General features: G+C 73.3%; 16 protein-coding genes and 3 pseudogenes. 4 read left to right on the top strand and 15 right to left on the bottom strand.

Going from position 1 to position 14197, the window contains the following annotated elements:
• Nucleotides 1–284: 284 nt before the first annotated feature.
• The 3 genes and pseudogenes from AC2RP6_RS00095 to AC2RP6_RS00085 all read right to left on the bottom strand — a co-directional run.
• Nucleotides 285–1373: pseudogene (locus AC2RP6_RS00095) on the bottom strand (tyrosine-type recombinase/integrase).
• Nucleotides 1373–1597: a helix-turn-helix domain-containing protein gene (locus AC2RP6_RS00090; protein WP_486444255.1), complete on the bottom strand. Its 225-nt coding sequence runs from the start codon at nt 1595–1597 to the stop codon at nt 1373–1375. Before AC2RP6_RS00090 ends, AC2RP6_RS00095 begins: the two are co-directional and overlap by 1 nt.
• Nucleotides 1597–1870: pseudogene (locus AC2RP6_RS00085) on the bottom strand (replication initiator); the annotation flags it as partial. The gene AC2RP6_RS00090 and the pseudogene AC2RP6_RS00085, both read right to left, overlap by 1 nt.
• On the opposite strand from AC2RP6_RS00085, the gene AC2RP6_RS00080 reads away from it, so the two are divergent.
• Nucleotides 1863–2876, top strand: a complete 1014-nt coding sequence (locus AC2RP6_RS00080) for an immunity 49 family protein (RefSeq protein WP_486444254.1) — start codon at nt 1863–1865, stop codon at nt 2874–2876. The pseudogene AC2RP6_RS00085 and the gene AC2RP6_RS00080 overlap by 8 nt on opposite strands.
• Before the next feature lie 98 nt (nt 2877–2974).
• Nucleotides 2975–3385 carry a RidA family protein gene (locus AC2RP6_RS00075; RefSeq protein WP_486444253.1) on the top strand — a complete coding sequence of 137 codons (411 nt, stop codon included), beginning with the start codon at nt 2975–2977 and terminating at the stop codon, nt 3383–3385.
• A 41-nt stretch (nt 3386–3426) separates the two neighbouring features.
• Here AC2RP6_RS00075 and AC2RP6_RS00070 read toward each other — a convergent pair whose 3' ends face one another.
• From AC2RP6_RS00070 to AC2RP6_RS00040, 7 genes are all read right to left on the bottom strand, one after another.
• Nucleotides 3427–4167, bottom strand: coding sequence for a phosphate/phosphite/phosphonate ABC transporter substrate-binding protein (locus tag AC2RP6_RS00070; RefSeq protein WP_486444252.1), 741 nt, complete (start codon nt 4165–4167; stop codon nt 3427–3429).
• A gap of 143 nt (nt 4168–4310) precedes the next feature.
• Entirely contained in the window at nt 4311–4922 is a 612-nt protein-coding gene (locus tag AC2RP6_RS00065) for a hypothetical protein (protein WP_486444251.1), read from the bottom strand.
• A 72-nt stretch (nt 4923–4994) separates the two neighbouring features.
• Nucleotides 4995–5984, bottom strand: coding sequence for a glycosyltransferase family 2 protein (locus tag AC2RP6_RS00060; RefSeq protein WP_486444250.1), 990 nt, complete (start codon nt 5982–5984; stop codon nt 4995–4997).
• The gene (locus AC2RP6_RS00055) at nt 5981–6979 is read right to left on the bottom strand and encodes a glycosyltransferase (RefSeq protein ID WP_486444249.1); all 999 of its coding nucleotides are present in this window, start codon (nt 6977–6979) and stop codon (nt 5981–5983) included. The genes AC2RP6_RS00060 and AC2RP6_RS00055 overlap by 4 nt, the downstream gene beginning before the upstream one ends.
• The gene (locus AC2RP6_RS00050; protein ID WP_486444248.1) at nt 6976–8049 is read right to left on the bottom strand and encodes a glycosyltransferase family 4 protein; all 1074 of its coding nucleotides are present in this window, start codon (nt 8047–8049) and stop codon (nt 6976–6978) included. Before AC2RP6_RS00050 ends, AC2RP6_RS00055 begins: the two co-directional genes overlap by 4 nt.
• The gene (locus AC2RP6_RS00045) at nt 8046–9170 is read right to left on the bottom strand and encodes a glycosyltransferase family protein (protein ID WP_486444247.1); all 1125 of its coding nucleotides are present in this window, start codon (nt 9168–9170) and stop codon (nt 8046–8048) included. Before AC2RP6_RS00045 ends, AC2RP6_RS00050 begins: the two co-directional genes overlap by 4 nt.
• Before the next feature lie 8 nt (nt 9171–9178).
• Entirely contained in the window at nt 9179–9355 is a 177-nt protein-coding gene (locus AC2RP6_RS00040) for a hypothetical protein (RefSeq protein ID WP_486444246.1), read from the bottom strand.
• 314 nt (nt 9356–9669) lie between these two features.
• Between AC2RP6_RS00040 and AC2RP6_RS00035 the strand changes: the two genes are divergently transcribed.
• On the top strand, nt 9670–10002 hold the full coding sequence (locus tag AC2RP6_RS00035; RefSeq protein ID WP_486444245.1) for an STAS domain-containing protein: 333 nt from the start codon (nt 9670–9672) through the stop codon (nt 10000–10002).
• Nucleotides 10003–10169: 167 nt separating this feature from the next.
• Here AC2RP6_RS00035 and AC2RP6_RS00030 read toward each other — a convergent pair whose 3' ends face one another.
• From AC2RP6_RS00030 to AC2RP6_RS00010, 5 genes and pseudogenes are all read right to left on the bottom strand, one after another.
• Entirely contained in the window at nt 10170–10559 is a 390-nt protein-coding gene (locus AC2RP6_RS00030; protein ID WP_486444352.1) for an STAS domain-containing protein, read from the bottom strand.
• Nucleotides 10560–11228: 669 nt separating this feature from the next.
• Nucleotides 11229–11471, bottom strand: a pseudogene (locus tag AC2RP6_RS00025) (GAF domain-containing protein); the annotation flags it as partial.
• A 5-nt stretch (nt 11472–11476) separates the two neighbouring features.
• A complete protein-coding gene (locus AC2RP6_RS00020) occupies nt 11477–11680 on the bottom strand; it encodes a hypothetical protein (protein ID WP_486444244.1) in 204 nt (67 codons plus the stop codon).
• A 46-nt stretch (nt 11681–11726) separates the two neighbouring features.
• Entirely contained in the window at nt 11727–12479 is a 753-nt protein-coding gene (locus tag AC2RP6_RS00015) for a GAF and ANTAR domain-containing protein (protein WP_486444243.1), read from the bottom strand.
• 89 nt (nt 12480–12568) lie between these two features.
• Nucleotides 12569–13114 carry a hypothetical protein gene (locus tag AC2RP6_RS00010; RefSeq protein ID WP_486444242.1) on the bottom strand — a complete coding sequence of 182 codons (546 nt, stop codon included), beginning with the start codon at nt 13112–13114 and terminating at the stop codon, nt 12569–12571.
• A 702-nt stretch (nt 13115–13816) separates the two neighbouring features.
• Here AC2RP6_RS00010 and AC2RP6_RS00005 point away from each other — a divergent pair.
• Nucleotides 13817–14197: an STAS domain-containing protein gene (locus tag AC2RP6_RS00005; protein ID WP_486444241.1), complete on the top strand. Its 381-nt coding sequence runs from the start codon at nt 13817–13819 to the stop codon at nt 14195–14197.

The following is a 14197-nucleotide window of genomic DNA, read 5'->3' as shown; positions in this document are numbered from 1 at the left end:
ATGCCGAAAGATGTCCGGCTCAACTGGCCCTCTTCCGCCCGGTCTGACCATCTCGGATCCATGGCGGGAGTTGGATCCGGCGGCGTGGGAACAGTTCGACACGAGCCTGCCAAGGCTCTTCACTAGGCTCGACCGACTATGGGAGGACGGCGTGCTGCCGCAAAGCTTCGTCTGGAAGCGGTAGTAGAGCGCCGATCGCGCTGTAACACGAGCAAACAGAAGCCTCGCCAGGTGACTCCTGGCGGGGCTTCTGCGTGGGGTGACGGCAGTAGTTGACGGCAACGTCAACGGACGGGAGCAGCACAGGGTGGCAGTTCATGGTCGGCGACACTGGCTGCCTCGGCACCTGTCGGGCCGTTGCGCTGGAGGCGGAGTCGGACGTGGGCGTAGACGGTTGCGGTGACGCCGATGTGGGCGTGGCCGAGGAGTTCCTTGATCACGACGAGTTCGACGCCCTGTTCCAGGAGCAGGGTCGCGGTGGAGTGCCGGAGGCCGTGGAAGCGGATGCGGCGGAGGCCGGCCGTGCGGAGGAGCGTGGTGAATGCGTGGGTGAGGTTGGTCGGGTCGATCGGTCGGCCCTGCGCGGTGGTGAACACCTGCCCGTCGGGCTGCCACATGCTGCCCGCGGCCTCATGCTCGCGTTTCTGCTGTTCGTGGTGGAGCTTCAGTGACTGGAGGCAGCGGGTGGGGAGGGCGATGCGGCGCTCGGAAGCCCGGGTCTTGGTGGGCAGCGTGGTGAGCCCGCCTGCGGCGGATTGCGGCGGTGCCCTCGTCGAGGTCGAGGTCTGTCCAGCGCAGGCCGAGGAGCTCGCTCTTGCGGAGTCCAGTGTGGAGGGCGAGTTCGGCAGCGCGTGCAGCCGGTGGTTCTGGGCGGCGGTGAGGAACTGCCGGGCTTCGTCAGCGGCGCAGCAGTGGGGCTGGTCGCGCCGGGCGTCGATGTCGCGCGTGCAGCACTGGCAGTTGGTGCGCAGCTGGTTGAGCCAGGTTCGGACGTCCTTGGCAGTGAGCTTGGCGAGCTTCTTCTTGCCCAGGCCGGGGATGAGGTATCGGTTGACGCAGACGGTGTAGCGGGTGTGGGTGTTCTCGCGGAGGTGGTGGACGGCGACGTTCTCCAGCCAGTACGTCAGGAACGCGGCCACGCTGCCCGCTGCGGACGGGACGGGGACGCCGCGGTTGCTGGCGACGATCTTCTCGGTGAGCTTGAACAGGGCTTCCGTGCGGGTGGTGCCGTAGACGCGGACGCGCCTGCGGGCATTGCCTGGGGCGAGGACGTAGCCAGCAGCTTCCCAGCGGCCATCTTTGCGCTCGTAGACGGTCCCGTCGCCGTTGGTACGGACTCGGCGTAAGGGGGTGGCGTCGCGGGGCGTGGTCATTAGACGGCTTCCTGGTCGAGTCGGGCGCGGATGAAGTCGGTGAGGGCGTGGACGGGGATGCGGCGGGCTCGGCCGAGGGTGATCGAGGCAAGCTGCTGGGTCCGGAGCAGGTCGTAGACAGCAGAGCGGCTGAGCTGGAGTCGGGCCATCACCTGGGGGACGGTCAGCAGGTCCTGCGTCGCGCCCGGCCCGTGATGGAGCTGAATGGGCTGGTGCGTGGCCATCAGCAGCCGCCTTCTGCAGCGAACTGTCGTTCCAGCTCTCGTCTGTGCCAGACGGCGGCGGCGAGGAGTCCGGCGCCGGGGCTGTAGCCCGATCCGTGGTAGGTCCAGTGGCCGATGACGAGGGTGGCGGTCGGGTCGAGGGAGGGGCAGGCCGGCGTGGGCGCGCGCCTGTTCGGTGCGCCAGGCGCGGCGGGCGTCGCGCAGCTGGCCGAGGGTGATGGAGTAGCAGCGGGACTTGGTGGAGAAGTGGCCGCGGAAGCCGAGCATGTGTGCTCACTTCCTGAGCTTGAGGCGGGTATTAACCCCAACAAGATCACGGCGATCTATAGCCAGCGCCAGCCGTGTCCTGTGTGTTGGCCGCTCTTTGGATGGCAAGCTTGGGAAGCTGGCCTGCACGGCCCCGGGGCCACCCCGAGCAGCTTTCTCCCGCTCGTCCCCATCGCCTTCGCCGCGCTCGCGTACCGGACGCTGGGCTGGGCCCCGGCCGTCCGCAGCGACTACCTCCCGCACGCGCTGGTCACCGGCTTCGAGACGCGGGGACCGCGCGTCGCCGGGTTCGGCCGGGGCCGGCGGCCCGACGCCGTCGCCGCGCTCGCCGCGGGCCCGCTGGTGGTGGAGCGGCCGTCCTGCGAGCGGGAGGGGATCGAGCGGCGACATCGAGGACGCGCAGCTCGCCACGCTCCGGCTGGCCTCCCAGGCCGGCGCGGCCCTGTTCCGCATCGCGCTGGCCGAGCCCGGCACCGAGGCCGAGGTGTCCGTCGGCGGCCGCACCCTGCGCTACCCGGCCAGCCGGGGGAGGGAGGCCGGCCCCGGGTACTGGCAGACGGCCGTCGCCTTCGCCCTGATCACCGGCGTGCGCGAGGACCTCGCCCCCCTGGTGCTCACCGGCCCCACCGTCGCCGGCCCGGACGGCTCCGCGTTCGCCGCGTACCGCCGAGCACTCCACGCCTACCTCAAGGACGCCGAGCCCGAAGCGGCCGCGCAGCGGGCGCTGCAGGAGGCGGAGAGGGCCAAGGACTGGGGCTTCGCGATGCCGCCGGCCGTGCTGCTGGCGCAGCTCGTGGAAGGCGACGAGGAGAGCTTCAACCTGGCCCTGGCCGACGCGCTCGAAGCCCACCGCGCCCACTACGAGGTCGCCGACCGTGCCGACGGCCCCGAGGTCTCCGTCGACCTCGACGTCCTCGCGCTGGCCTGTCACGCCCGCCGCCGCGGCTGGGCCGTCCGCGTCGAGTCCCCCTACCTGCCGCAGTACCTCCTGCGGGCCGCCGAGCCCTTCTGACCGGGAAAACGCGTCGAACGCGGAGTCGGCCTCTGAGAAAGTCCTCAGTCGAGGAGGCCCTCAGTGCCCGGAACCGAACCGCTGCGGAAGGAAAGCCCGTGCCGCGTGCTGTCACGCTGATCCGCTCCGCCTCCCTGTCCGACGTCGCGGAGTACGCCTACGCCGCCACCGCGCCCGCCGAGGCGCGGCTGATCTTCCTGGCCGGAGCATGTCCGCTGAAAGAGGACGGCTCCACCGCGGCGATCGGGGACGTCGCGGGGCAGGCGGCCAGGGCCGTGGAGAACATGCGTACCGCCCTGAGGGACGCGGGCGCGTCACTGCACGACGTCATCAGCACCCGTGTGCTCGTCGCCTCCCACCGGCGGGAGGACCTGGTGGCGGCGTGGAGGGTCGTCCGGGACGCGTTCGGTGACCATGACGTGCCCAGCACCTTGATGGGCGTCACCGTGCTCGGCTACGACGGCCAGCTCGTGGAGATCGAAGCGGTCGCCGCCGTGCTCGACTCCTGAGCCGACGGCCCGTCCGTCCCTGCCGAGCCGGCCGAGCGCGGTCAGGCGAGCGCCTCCTCGGTGATCCGGAGGGTCTCCTCCACCACAGCGGCGTCGTACGGGGCGAATCCGGAGAACAGCACGGATTCCCCCTCCGCCGACCGGTGGTTCAGCACGAAGTCCCGGACCGCCGAGCGCAGTCGAGGCGGAGCCTGTTCACCGGCGATGAACAGGGGCGTCGGCAGGTGGTCCCTCCGGGCGATCGCACGCGTTCTCCCCGCGTTGGCCGGATCCTTCAGCCACACGTCCTCCTGGATGAACGTCGCGTCCGCCGCGCCCGTCACCACCGCTTCCAACTGCCCCTCGTAGGGCGGCGTCACGACGAGCTCGCCGAAGAACTCGTCGATCCGGCCCCCCAGCTCGTGCACCATCAGCAGCGGCGCGAGGAAGCTCGTCGTGCAGAAGCGGTGCGCTATGGCCAGCCGCTTGCCGCGAAGGTCGCCCGCCCCGGTGACCTCACTGCCCGCGGGGACGACGAGCAGGCTCGGGATGCCGGTGGTGCCGTCCGCCGCGTAGACGGCGCTGGCGATCGGCTCGTACACGGGGTCGGCGCGCAGGTAGAAGTAGTTGAGGACGGGCAGGTACGAGAACGTCGCCATGTGGTGCTGAAGCTGCTTGGTCAGCGGCGCCATGTCACCGTGGTAGCCGGCGGTGTGAATGCCGTGGTCTTCGAGGAAACGGGACCATTCCGGGGAATCGACCTCGAGTCTCAGATTCGCGTCGTACAGGAATGTCGCGGTCATGGAACCTCCCGTGAGGGGCGAGACCCACCCTCCAGTCTCGCCCCTCACGGAAAGGCCCGCAGGGCGCCGACCGCCTCCGCCGACCGCCGCCGCCGGGCGACGGGCAGCAGCGGCCGGGGCCGGGGCCTGGGCCGGGGCGCGCGTCAGTCGGTGGACATCTCCGAGTCGCTGTCGGTCTTCTCCGCCTTCTCCGCCCCCGGGGTCCAGTCGGTGCTGGTGTCCTCCTTGTAGGTCAGGACCGGTGACCACTTGGTGGCCAGGTTGCCCCACAGGGCCCGGGACTTCACCGCCGAGCCGGTGTCGGCGATCTCGGCCAGCCGCTTGTACAGGGAGTCCAGTTCCGAGCTGTAACCGCGGCCGAGTTCGGCGAAGTGCGTGATGACGACGAACTCCTGCGCGGCTTCCTCCAGCGTCGCCAGCGTGCGGTTGCCCTTGATCCACTCGATGACGGCCGCGGCCTGTCCCTGCCCCCCGTCGGTGGGGGAGGACAGCGTCTCGGCCAGGGCGACGTACCGCTTGGGCCGGCCCCGGCGGACCACCGGGTCGTAGGCCTGGAAGCCCCGGGTGATCTTGATCTTCGCAGTGGTCAGCTGGCCGTTGATCGCGTCGCAGATCCTGCTCCGGGCGTCGGTGGCCGTGGTCGAGTCCGTCTCCAGCCAGACGTACGCGTGCCACAGCCGGCCCAGGAAGGCCAGCTGGTTGGCGCTGCCCGAGGGCAGCTTGAGCGCCTCGGCCAGGTCGGTGGTGAGCGGCATGATCGGTCCCCCCGTCGTCCCCGGGCGCCCCCGGCGTCCGTCTACGCAGAGTCTCCGAGCGTGCGCATTCCGTCAAGGCCGTTCCGGGGAGTCCGCGCCGCGCGCGCCGGACGTGCGCACCGCAGGGCCGGTCGCCGCCCAGGCACCGGTCGCGCTGTCGAAGCGGACGAGCCCCAGCTCGGCGAACGACCGCAGCCAGCCCTCCATGGGCCAGCGCCCCCAACGCCGCCGGAAGAGCGCGCCGTTGCGCAGGATGTCGTCGAGATGCCGGACCGGCGGACTCTCCACCGGGTGGTACTGGTGGTACACCGGCGCTCCGCCGAGCCAGCACAGGTCCACCCCGGCACGGTGAGCCAGGCGGGCGAAGTCGGTGTCCTCGCCCCCGTAGCCGGTGTACTCCTCGCAGAAGCCGCCGATACGCCGCCACGTGGCCGCGGTGAGCGCGAAGGAGAGCGACCAGAACAGGTCCGGATCGCCCCCGGGCTGCAACCGGCCCGGTTCCGGCGCGGGCCGCCCCGGGTGCGGGTCGGCCAGCATCGGCAGGTCGGCGAGCCGGTACCCGCCGGAGGGCGGGGGAGGCAGGTAGGCGACCGTCCCGCACAGCAGGATCCCGTCGGCGGCCGCCCCCGCGTAGCGCGCCACGGTCTCGGCGCCGGGCACGCAGTCGACGTCGAGGAAGACCAGGACGTCCGCACCGAGGGCGAGGGCCCGGCGCGCTCCCGCGTTGCGGGCGGCGGCCAGCGGCAAGCGGCCGTCCTGCGGCACGGCCAGGGGCACCACGGCAGCCGCCGGGCTGCCGCGGGCGGCGATGGCCCCGGCGACCGGATCGCCCATCGTGACCACCACGTAGACGTCCGGCAACCGGCCGGCCGGGCCGGCCTGCGAGAGCGCCGACCGCTGGAGGGCCAGGTGCCGGTGACGGCCCGCCACAAGAGTGATCACCGCCACCCGTGAGGCGGGCGCAGCCACCCGTGAGGCGGGCGCAACCACCCGTGAGGCGGGCGCGGTGTCGGCGGACCTCTCCGGGGCGGGCGCGGTGTCGGCGGACCTCTCGCGGCTCATGACGCCTCCCCGGTCCCGGCCAGGAGGTCGAGGGCCCGGGCCGCGCGCACGGCGCCGTCGCCGGGGGCCCACCGGGCCCATGCGGCACCGTCGAGGGCCGCCGCCTCGTCCAGAACGCCCGGCCACTGGGCCGGCTCGGGCCAGCGGCCGCGCACCACGGCCAGCCCGGCCTCGCGCAGGGCCCTTCCGGTGGCGTGCTGTTCGCCGTAAGGGCGTTCCTGCGGCAGGACGACGGCGGGCCGGCGGGCGGCCGCGCACTCCGCGACGGCGTTCTGACCCCCGTGGGTGACGACCACGTCGGCGGCACAGATCCGCGGCCACGGGTCCGCCGACCAGGCGCCCCCCGGCCCGCCGAGCAGGTCCCACCGCCAGTCGGGCGTCGCGGCCCGCGCGGCCCGTACCTGGTCGCCGGTGATGCCGCTGCCGCCCGCTCCCAGCATGAGCAGCACCCGGCGGGTCCCGTCCTGCGGGGGCGGCGTGGGGACCCTGCCGTCGGCCCGGGAGAACGCGGAAGCGTAGACGGTCTTGTCGTACCAGCGCGAGGGCCAGCCGGGTTCGGGCAGGCTTGCCGGCCAGGGGGCGAGCAGACGCAGCGCGATGTCGTGGCCGAGCCGGTGCGCGGCGTCCAGACGCTGCCCGCGCATGGCCGCCACGACCACCGGTACCCCCATCAGCCGGGCGAGGCAGGCCACTTCGACGGAGACGTCGCTGACCACGAGCGAGGGCCGGGCCCGCCCCAGCCACCCGGCGAGGGCGGCCATGCGGTCCGCGTACCCGTCGTGCTGGAGCGGCGCCCAGTGCAGCCGGCCCTGCGCACAGGGGTCCACGGCGGCGTGCCCGCCGGTGTCCAGCGGCAGGCGGATCCACGGCCCCGGCCACTCCGGGGGCGGGTCGAGGCTGGACAGGCCGGTGACCGGGCTGCGGGCGTGCCGGGCGATGCACAGCGCACGGTGGAGATGGCCCAGCCCCTGGTGGTGGACGTAGTAGCCGATCACGGCAGCAGCTCCTCGTACAGGCCCTCGTAGCGGTCGGTCATGTGTCCCAGGGAGCAGAACCCTTCGGCCCGCTCCCGGCAGGCGCGACGACTGAGCGCCACCGTCTCGACGACTGCCGAGGCCAGGGCCGACACGTCGGGGCAGGTGACGAGCCGGCCGCAGTCGGGGGTGAGGATCTCGGACAGGGCGCCGCGGTCGAAGCCGACGACCGGTGTGCCGCAGGACAGGGACTCGGCGACGACCAGGCCGTACGGTTCGTCCCAGCAGGGGGTGACCAGGGTGGCGCGGGCCGAGCCGACGAGGGCCGCCAGCCCGGTGCGGTCCAGGTGGCCCGCGTAGCGGATCCGGCCGCCGAGCCGAGGGGCGACGAGATCGCGGAAGTAGCGCCGGTCGGCGACGGGTCCCGCCAGCGTCAACGGCAGCCCCGCCTCGACGGCGGCGGCGATGGCCAGGTCGGGGCCCTTCTCGGGCACGATCCGCCCCGACCACACCAGATCGCCGCCGCCGGGACCGGCCGGCCAGCGCCGCAGGTCGATCCCGTTGTGCACGACCCGGGCTGAGCGCACCAGCGGCTGCCAGGAGCGCGCCGTGTGGGCACTGACGGCCGTGAAGACGCCCGAGCCGGCCGGGTCGACCTGGATCGCGGACTGCAGCCAAGGGGTGGGCGGAGTGTGCAGGGTGGTGATCACGGGCGCGGGAACCGCCGGGGCCATGGCGACGGGAAGGTAGTGCAGGCTGTTGTTGTGCACGAGGTCGAACGCCGGACCGCCGTCGCCGTGCGCGAGGTCGAGCATCAGCCGCAGGTAGGCGTGGTGTTCCTCCATCGCGGACGGGTCGGTCATGCTCAGGTCCGCCCGTGCGGCCTGGCTCAGCTGCGGGGTGTGCACGGCGAGTTCGTGCACACCCAGCTCCGGATCGGATCCGGGGGCCGCGAACAGGGAGATGCGGTGGCCCCGCCGGCGCAGCGCCGAGGCGAGCGCCCAGGTATGGGCCTCCAGACCGCCGGCGAACGGCTCCCGGATGGGGAAGCGCGCCGAGGCGATGAGGGCGATGCGCAGCGGGCGGATCACGACAGGCAGCGTTCGTAGAGCGCGCGGTGTGCCGCGGCGAGGGCTTCGCGTTCGCCCGCCCGCGCCCGCGGGTCGGCGCGCGGCGCCGGACGGTGGGCGTGGGCCTGACGCACGGCCGTCTCCAGGGACCGTACGTCCAGGCCGTCGGGACCGTGCCGGTAGAGGTGGCAGGGGCGTTGCTCGGCGTAGTAGCCGCAGTCCGGTACGGCCACCGCCGTGCCCAGGTCGTAGCAGGCCTCCAGCCAGCCCGAGTGGGTGCCGAAGGTGTACGGGAGCACCGAGAGGTCCAACGAGCTCAGGTACTCCCACAGGGCGTCGTCGTCGAAGTAGTCGTGCACGCGCAGGTCCACGGCTCCCCGGGCCGCCAGGTCGGCGAGCCCCGCCACCACCTCGGGCGCGTGCCCGCGGGCACCGGGGTCGTGCGTGTCGGTGTGGATGTCCACCCGCAGCCGTGTCCCGGGCAGCCGCGCCGCGATCGCCGCCAGCGCCCGGATCACCGGCAGGGGCGCCATGTTGGGGCGCAGGCTCTTGGCGTGCACCCCGATGACGAACTCGCTGCGCGGTACCCGCGGACCGGACAGCTGCGGCTCCTCCACCACGTGGGGATGGGGCAGGACGTGCACGGTGCGGTCCCAGCGGGCCGTGATCTCGGCCGCCGCGCCGGGGGTGAGGGTGATCAGGCTGTCGGCGGCCGGGACCAGCACGTCGAGTGCGGCGTCGTGGGCGCCGCGGTCCAGGTGGTGGGGGTTGCGCAGGTCGTGGACGGTCTGCACCAGGGGCTTGCCGTGCCGTCGCAGTTCGCCGACGAGCTCGGCCAGTTGGCGCGGACTCTGGGCGTCGAAGCCGAAGTGGAGGTGGTAGACGTCGAAGTCGTCGTGGTGGTCGCGGACCCAGGCGGGGTCCAGCATCACCGGGGGCCACCAGCGCTGGGAGGTGCTCGGAGCGCCGTTGGGGCGCGGGTCCGGCAGCAGCACGACCCCGTCGGATCCGTCCGCCGCGTGCACGTGCCGGACGTAGACGTGCCCTGCGGGCACGGAAGCGACGCGGATCCTGCCGGGCGGGTGGTGCGGCAGGCCGCCGGCGTGCGGTGCGGTGGCGGGGGAGGCCGGGGCGGAGGGCATGCCGGGGCCTAGTCCTCGCCGCGGATGATGTTCCAGTCCGCCGGTGCTCCGGCCGGCGCCGTCGGCGCCCCACTACCGGTGCCGTCGGCCCGTACCGGGCGTACGACGGCCGGACGGCACGTCCGCACGCCCTCGCCGAGCGGACCGGGGCTCCGGTCCGAGGGGGTGGTCTCCTGGGCTTCCATGATCAGAATCCCCTTCTGTGCATCTTTCACCGTTAGGTGCGATTTGGTTATTTCATCCCGGCGCGTACCCCGGCTGGCGGCAGCCAAGCCGCTCGGACCGCACCCTTGTGCGCGACGGCCCGCACACCGGATTGCGGCAACACCGCCGGGGTAGGCGCCATGAACCGACCCCGGCCCGGTGGGCCCCGCAACCTGATGGCCGCCCGGCGGTGGCCCACGCGCCCGGCCGTGCGCGGCAGCCGGTCGCACGCTTGACGGCCCTGCCCCCGCCACGAGGGCGGGCCGTGACGGGCTCTCGAGAACGGTGGATCACCATGGGCCTCAAAGACTTCGCCGTGGACGTCACCGAACAGCCGGAACGCATCCACGTCTTTGTGAGCGGTGACATCGACTACGAGACCTGCTCCCTCCTGACCACCGTCCTGCACCGGCTCGTACTGCCCGGCCGGACACTGGTCCTCGAACTCGCCCACGTCTCCTTCATGGGCACCAGCGCCCTCCACCTCCTCCTCGCCCTGCGGGCCCGCGCCATCGACGAGGAATGGACCCTCGAACTCGCCGGCGTCCCCGACCAGGGCGAGAACGTCCTCGAACTCACCGCCACGCGCGACCTCTTCACCCTCCGCCCCGCCCTCGCCCCGGCATGACCCTCCCGCGGCCGACCTGCCTCGCCCCGGCATGACCCTCCCGCCGCCGACCTGCCTCGCACCGGCAATGCGCGGTGCCACCGGCCGAGTTCAGCGACCACGGACGAAGAGGGGACCGCACCCGACGCTCCGGCTCCCGCCACCGGCCACGAAGGCACGGTCGACGCTCAGCGCTCCGGCCGCGGCCAGGTCGACGCTCGTCCGCAACGGCCGCCCCGGGGATGGGCGACTGCCGTCGTCCCGCGCGCGCGGCAGGGGGCCCGGCGGGCCGCCCGTGCGTCACGCGCGAAGGTGAACAGGCAGGAGGTGGCGGTCTGGGCGAACAGGGTCTCGACCTGGTGGTTCAGCGGGCCGGCCAGTATCAGGTGATGGGTGGCCCGCGCGTCGAGCAGGACGTGCAGCAAGGCGCAGTCGGCGAAGGCGACACCGTTCAGGTCCACGATCGTCCGCCGCGCGGAGCAGGCCGCGGCCGCCAGGACCTCACGCAGCAGATGACAGGTGTCCATGTCGAACTCGCCGTGCGGGCTGACGAGGACCGTGTGATCCGGCTCGTTCACACACTCCACATCCGCCAGGACCGGCCCGGTTCCGGCCCGATGCCTGAGAGTGATCCTGTGCTCGGGGTACGCGATCATGGCTACCGTCCCACATCGGTCCGGGCCCTCCCTTTCCGCGAACGGGAAAGAAGTGTGCGGCAGACGGGCCGCACGTCGGGGAGGTCCGTACCGGAAGCGCCCCCTCCCGGGGGGGACGCGGCAGCGCGGGTATCGCCAACGGCTACATATCAGACTACCCACAAAACGAAGAAGCACCCGAACGGCCCCTACCGGGCATCCCGCCCGACTCCACCCGCCCTCCAGGCCCCGGCCAGGACCCGGCGCGCAACGGATCCAGCCCCGGGCTCCCGGGCACGGGCCCTGTGTGAAGGTCATCAGGCGCCGAACGCCCCGCCCGCCGGGGCGAGGACGGCGCTCGGGGTGAGGCGCCGCCGCACGAGGTCTTCGGCGACGTCGGCGGGCCGCCGACGTCGGGGCGGCGGCGTGGGCCCGCAGCCGCTGTCCGCCTTCGACGGGCGTGAGGGGGGCGCTGGCGGCGAGCATGCCGGCGGCGATGTCGAGGACGGATTTCGCGGAGAGGGCCGCCTGGGTACGGGTGACGATGTCGTAGGGCCGCAAGGGGTCACGGCTCCACGTCAGCACGGACGTCGTGGCCGTGCCGGTGAGTGCCTTCAGCAGATGCCCGTCATCGGGCGTGAGGGGGGTGGGGGTGCGGGCCAGGAGGTTGAGGGCGCCGATGCTCTGTCCGCGCAGCCGCAGGGGGAAGCTGTGCGCGGCCGCGTAACCGGCGGCCCGGGCCAGCGGGGTGAAGACGGGCCAGCGGTCCTCACGCGCCAAGTCCTCGGCGTGCACCGGGTCGCCGGTGGTGCAGGAGTCGATGCAGGGGCCTTCGGAGGCCTGGGCCTGGAACATCTCGGTCACCTCGACGCGCTCCTCGGTGACGGCCGCCGACTGCAGGTGGCCGCGCGCGCGTCGGCGAGCGTCACACCGGCCGCGTCCATCCCGGTCAGGTCTACGCAGTGGTCGACCAGGCGGCGCAGGAGCGTGAGCGGGTCCACGTCGTCGGCGACGGTGTCGGTGAGGCTGACGAACGCCTCGGTGATCGCCTGCTCGCGGTTCATCTCTGTCACCGTCTTCTGTGCTCCGGTCCGGCCGTGCCGGGGGTACCTACTCATCGAACCTGACCCTCCCGGCGAGGACGTCGCGTGCCGCCTCGGTGACGCTCTGTCCCAGGGTGAAGGCGTGGGCCCGGAGCCGGGCCAGGGCCTGGGGGGCGTCCAGGCCCAGATACACCATGATCATTCCGGTGGCCTGGTGGACTTCCTCGTGGTCGCTCTCCGCCGCGTCCAGCCACGCCGCCTCCTCGCCCGGTGGCTCCTGGGCCTGGAGGGCGAGCAGCGCGGTGGTGATGGCGTCGGCAGCGGGGAAGGCGAAGGACCGGTCCCGTTCGGAGAGGGGGCCGGGGCGGTCGCGGTAGAGATCGAGCGTCCCCACCGCCAGGCCGGCGGTCCCCAGCGGGAGGGAGAACACCGCCCGGACCCCCAGTGCCACGGCCTGCTGGGCGAAGACCGGCCAGCGCCGTGCGTCGGTGCCGCTCGTCAGGTCCGCGACGAGGACGGGCGCCGCCAGGGCCAGGGCGCTCTGGCAGGGACCGTCCCCGAGGGTGTACTGGGCTTCGGCCAGGCGTCCCGCCACCGGATCGCTGGACCACCACAAGGTCTGGGCGGTGTTGTCGCCGCCCAGGGACACCGAGGCACCGGTGACGTCCAGGAGGTCCACGCACGCCCGGCACAGCGCGGCCGGAGTGTCGATGCCGGAGGTACTCGCCAGCGACTCCGCCAGCGCCCGCGACAACCGCTTGAGGTCCTCCGCGCCGAACGGCGGACCTGCGTCCCCCTCGAACTCCGAAAGGTCCCCCACGCCGTCCTCACCTCCCGCGGTCGCCCGCCTTCCATTCTCACCCATCCCCAACCCGCTGACGTGCCGCGAGACCGTGCGCCGCGGAGCCTTTACGAGCAGGGGTGTTGTGGGTGGCGGGCCCGGCGGATGCCCGCCGCCTGGTACGTCAAAGCCCGTATCCCGAGGATGCGGCGCATCCGCCGCAGCGGCGCCGCCTCGTCCCCCGCCCCGGCGGAGCGGTCACGGCGGGTGAAGCCGGCCGGGGCCGCGCGCAGCGCCGGATCCCCGGGACGGCGGCCTGCGGGACGGTGGGAAGAGGCGAGGGCCACCACGGCGATCTCCCGTCCGGCCGCCCACGCGTCGACCGCGGCCAGGGCGTCCGCAGGAGCCGGGTACGGGGCGCAGTCGAGGTCCAGGACCAGATGGGAGGCGCCGGCACCGATGCCCGCCAGCACCTGCGTCAGGCGTTCGAGGCACACCTCGCCCTCGGCGCGGTCCTCGGACACGCACAGCGTCACGACCGCCACGGAACCGTAGCGGTGCACCTTGACCGCGTAGGGCTTCACGACGGGCTCCCCCTTCTGCGGGGTACCAGCGCTGGAAGCGGACAGCAGCTGCTGCGGGGAACACGGGCCGCCCCGGGGCGGCGTGTTCATGTCCGGCGTTCAAAGCCACCACAGCACCACACTGCCGCTGCCCGCCCGCGCACGACGGCGGAGCCTCGAGCGACGGAACCAGAACGGTCCATCCCCTCCACCCTCCCACACCCGCGGTACCGGGGAACCGTCTCCCGGCCCGGCCCGGCCCGGCCCGGCCCGGCCCGGCCCGGCCCGGCCCGGCTCCCCGGTCCGCGTGGCGAAAGTCGACGAGTGCTTCCCCGCACCTGCCCGTGTGGCGTGGATCAGGTGGTGTCGCGGCCCTGTCCCGCGAGGGGCTGGGTGTCGGCCGCTGCGCCGCCGGGCGCCGCGCCGGGACAGGGCGTGGGCGGTGCACGCGCCGATACCGCGGGCGGCGACGGTGACTACGGCGACGCGGCCCTGAAGAGGACTCACGCGCGTCGCGCCGCGAAACCGCGCGGAGCGCCGTGTCATGGCAGGCACCTGCCCGACCGCCCGGCCCGCACACGCCGGTGGCCGGGTCCGGGCCAGGCGTCTGCCGGCCGAAGCCAGCGGGGCCCACAGCGGGTACCTGCGCACGATGGCGGGCCTCGCCGGGCACGCCGCCGGCACGGAACGGGGGGACGCACCGGCCGGGCGGCAGGAAGGTCGCCCCCACCCGGGGGCGTACGGTGGAGACACCCCTGGCACTGAGTCCCGCAGGGCAGCGGCGAGCGCCGCAGGCAGGGCGAGGAGGCGGCCATGACCAGCACCCCAGCCGATCTTCCGATGTCCGCTCCGGAGCTGAAGACCGACACCGTGCGCGTCGGCGACGCCGTCGTGTGCGTCCTGTCCGGTGATCTGCACGCCGGCACCCGGGCCATCGGCGATCAGGCCCTGAACGAGGCACTGCGATACGGCCCGGTGCTGCTGGCGGTCGACCTGGACGCGGTGGAACTGTTCACCGCCGACGGCCTCAACCTCCTGCTGGCCCTGCGGGAGACCACGCGTTCCCACGGTGTGCCCCTGGTCCTGGTCTCTCCCAGCGCCGCGGTCCGCCGCGTCCTCGATGCCACCGGCGCGACAGGGACGTTCACCATCCACTCCACGATCGCCGAGGCCACCGCGGGGTACACCCCCTAG

It is taken from the genome of Streptomyces sp. WAC03905, from assembly GCF_057371075.1.
The sequence above is the reverse complement of the archived record's forward strand: the minus strand, read 5'-3'. Positions and strand labels throughout refer to the sequence as shown.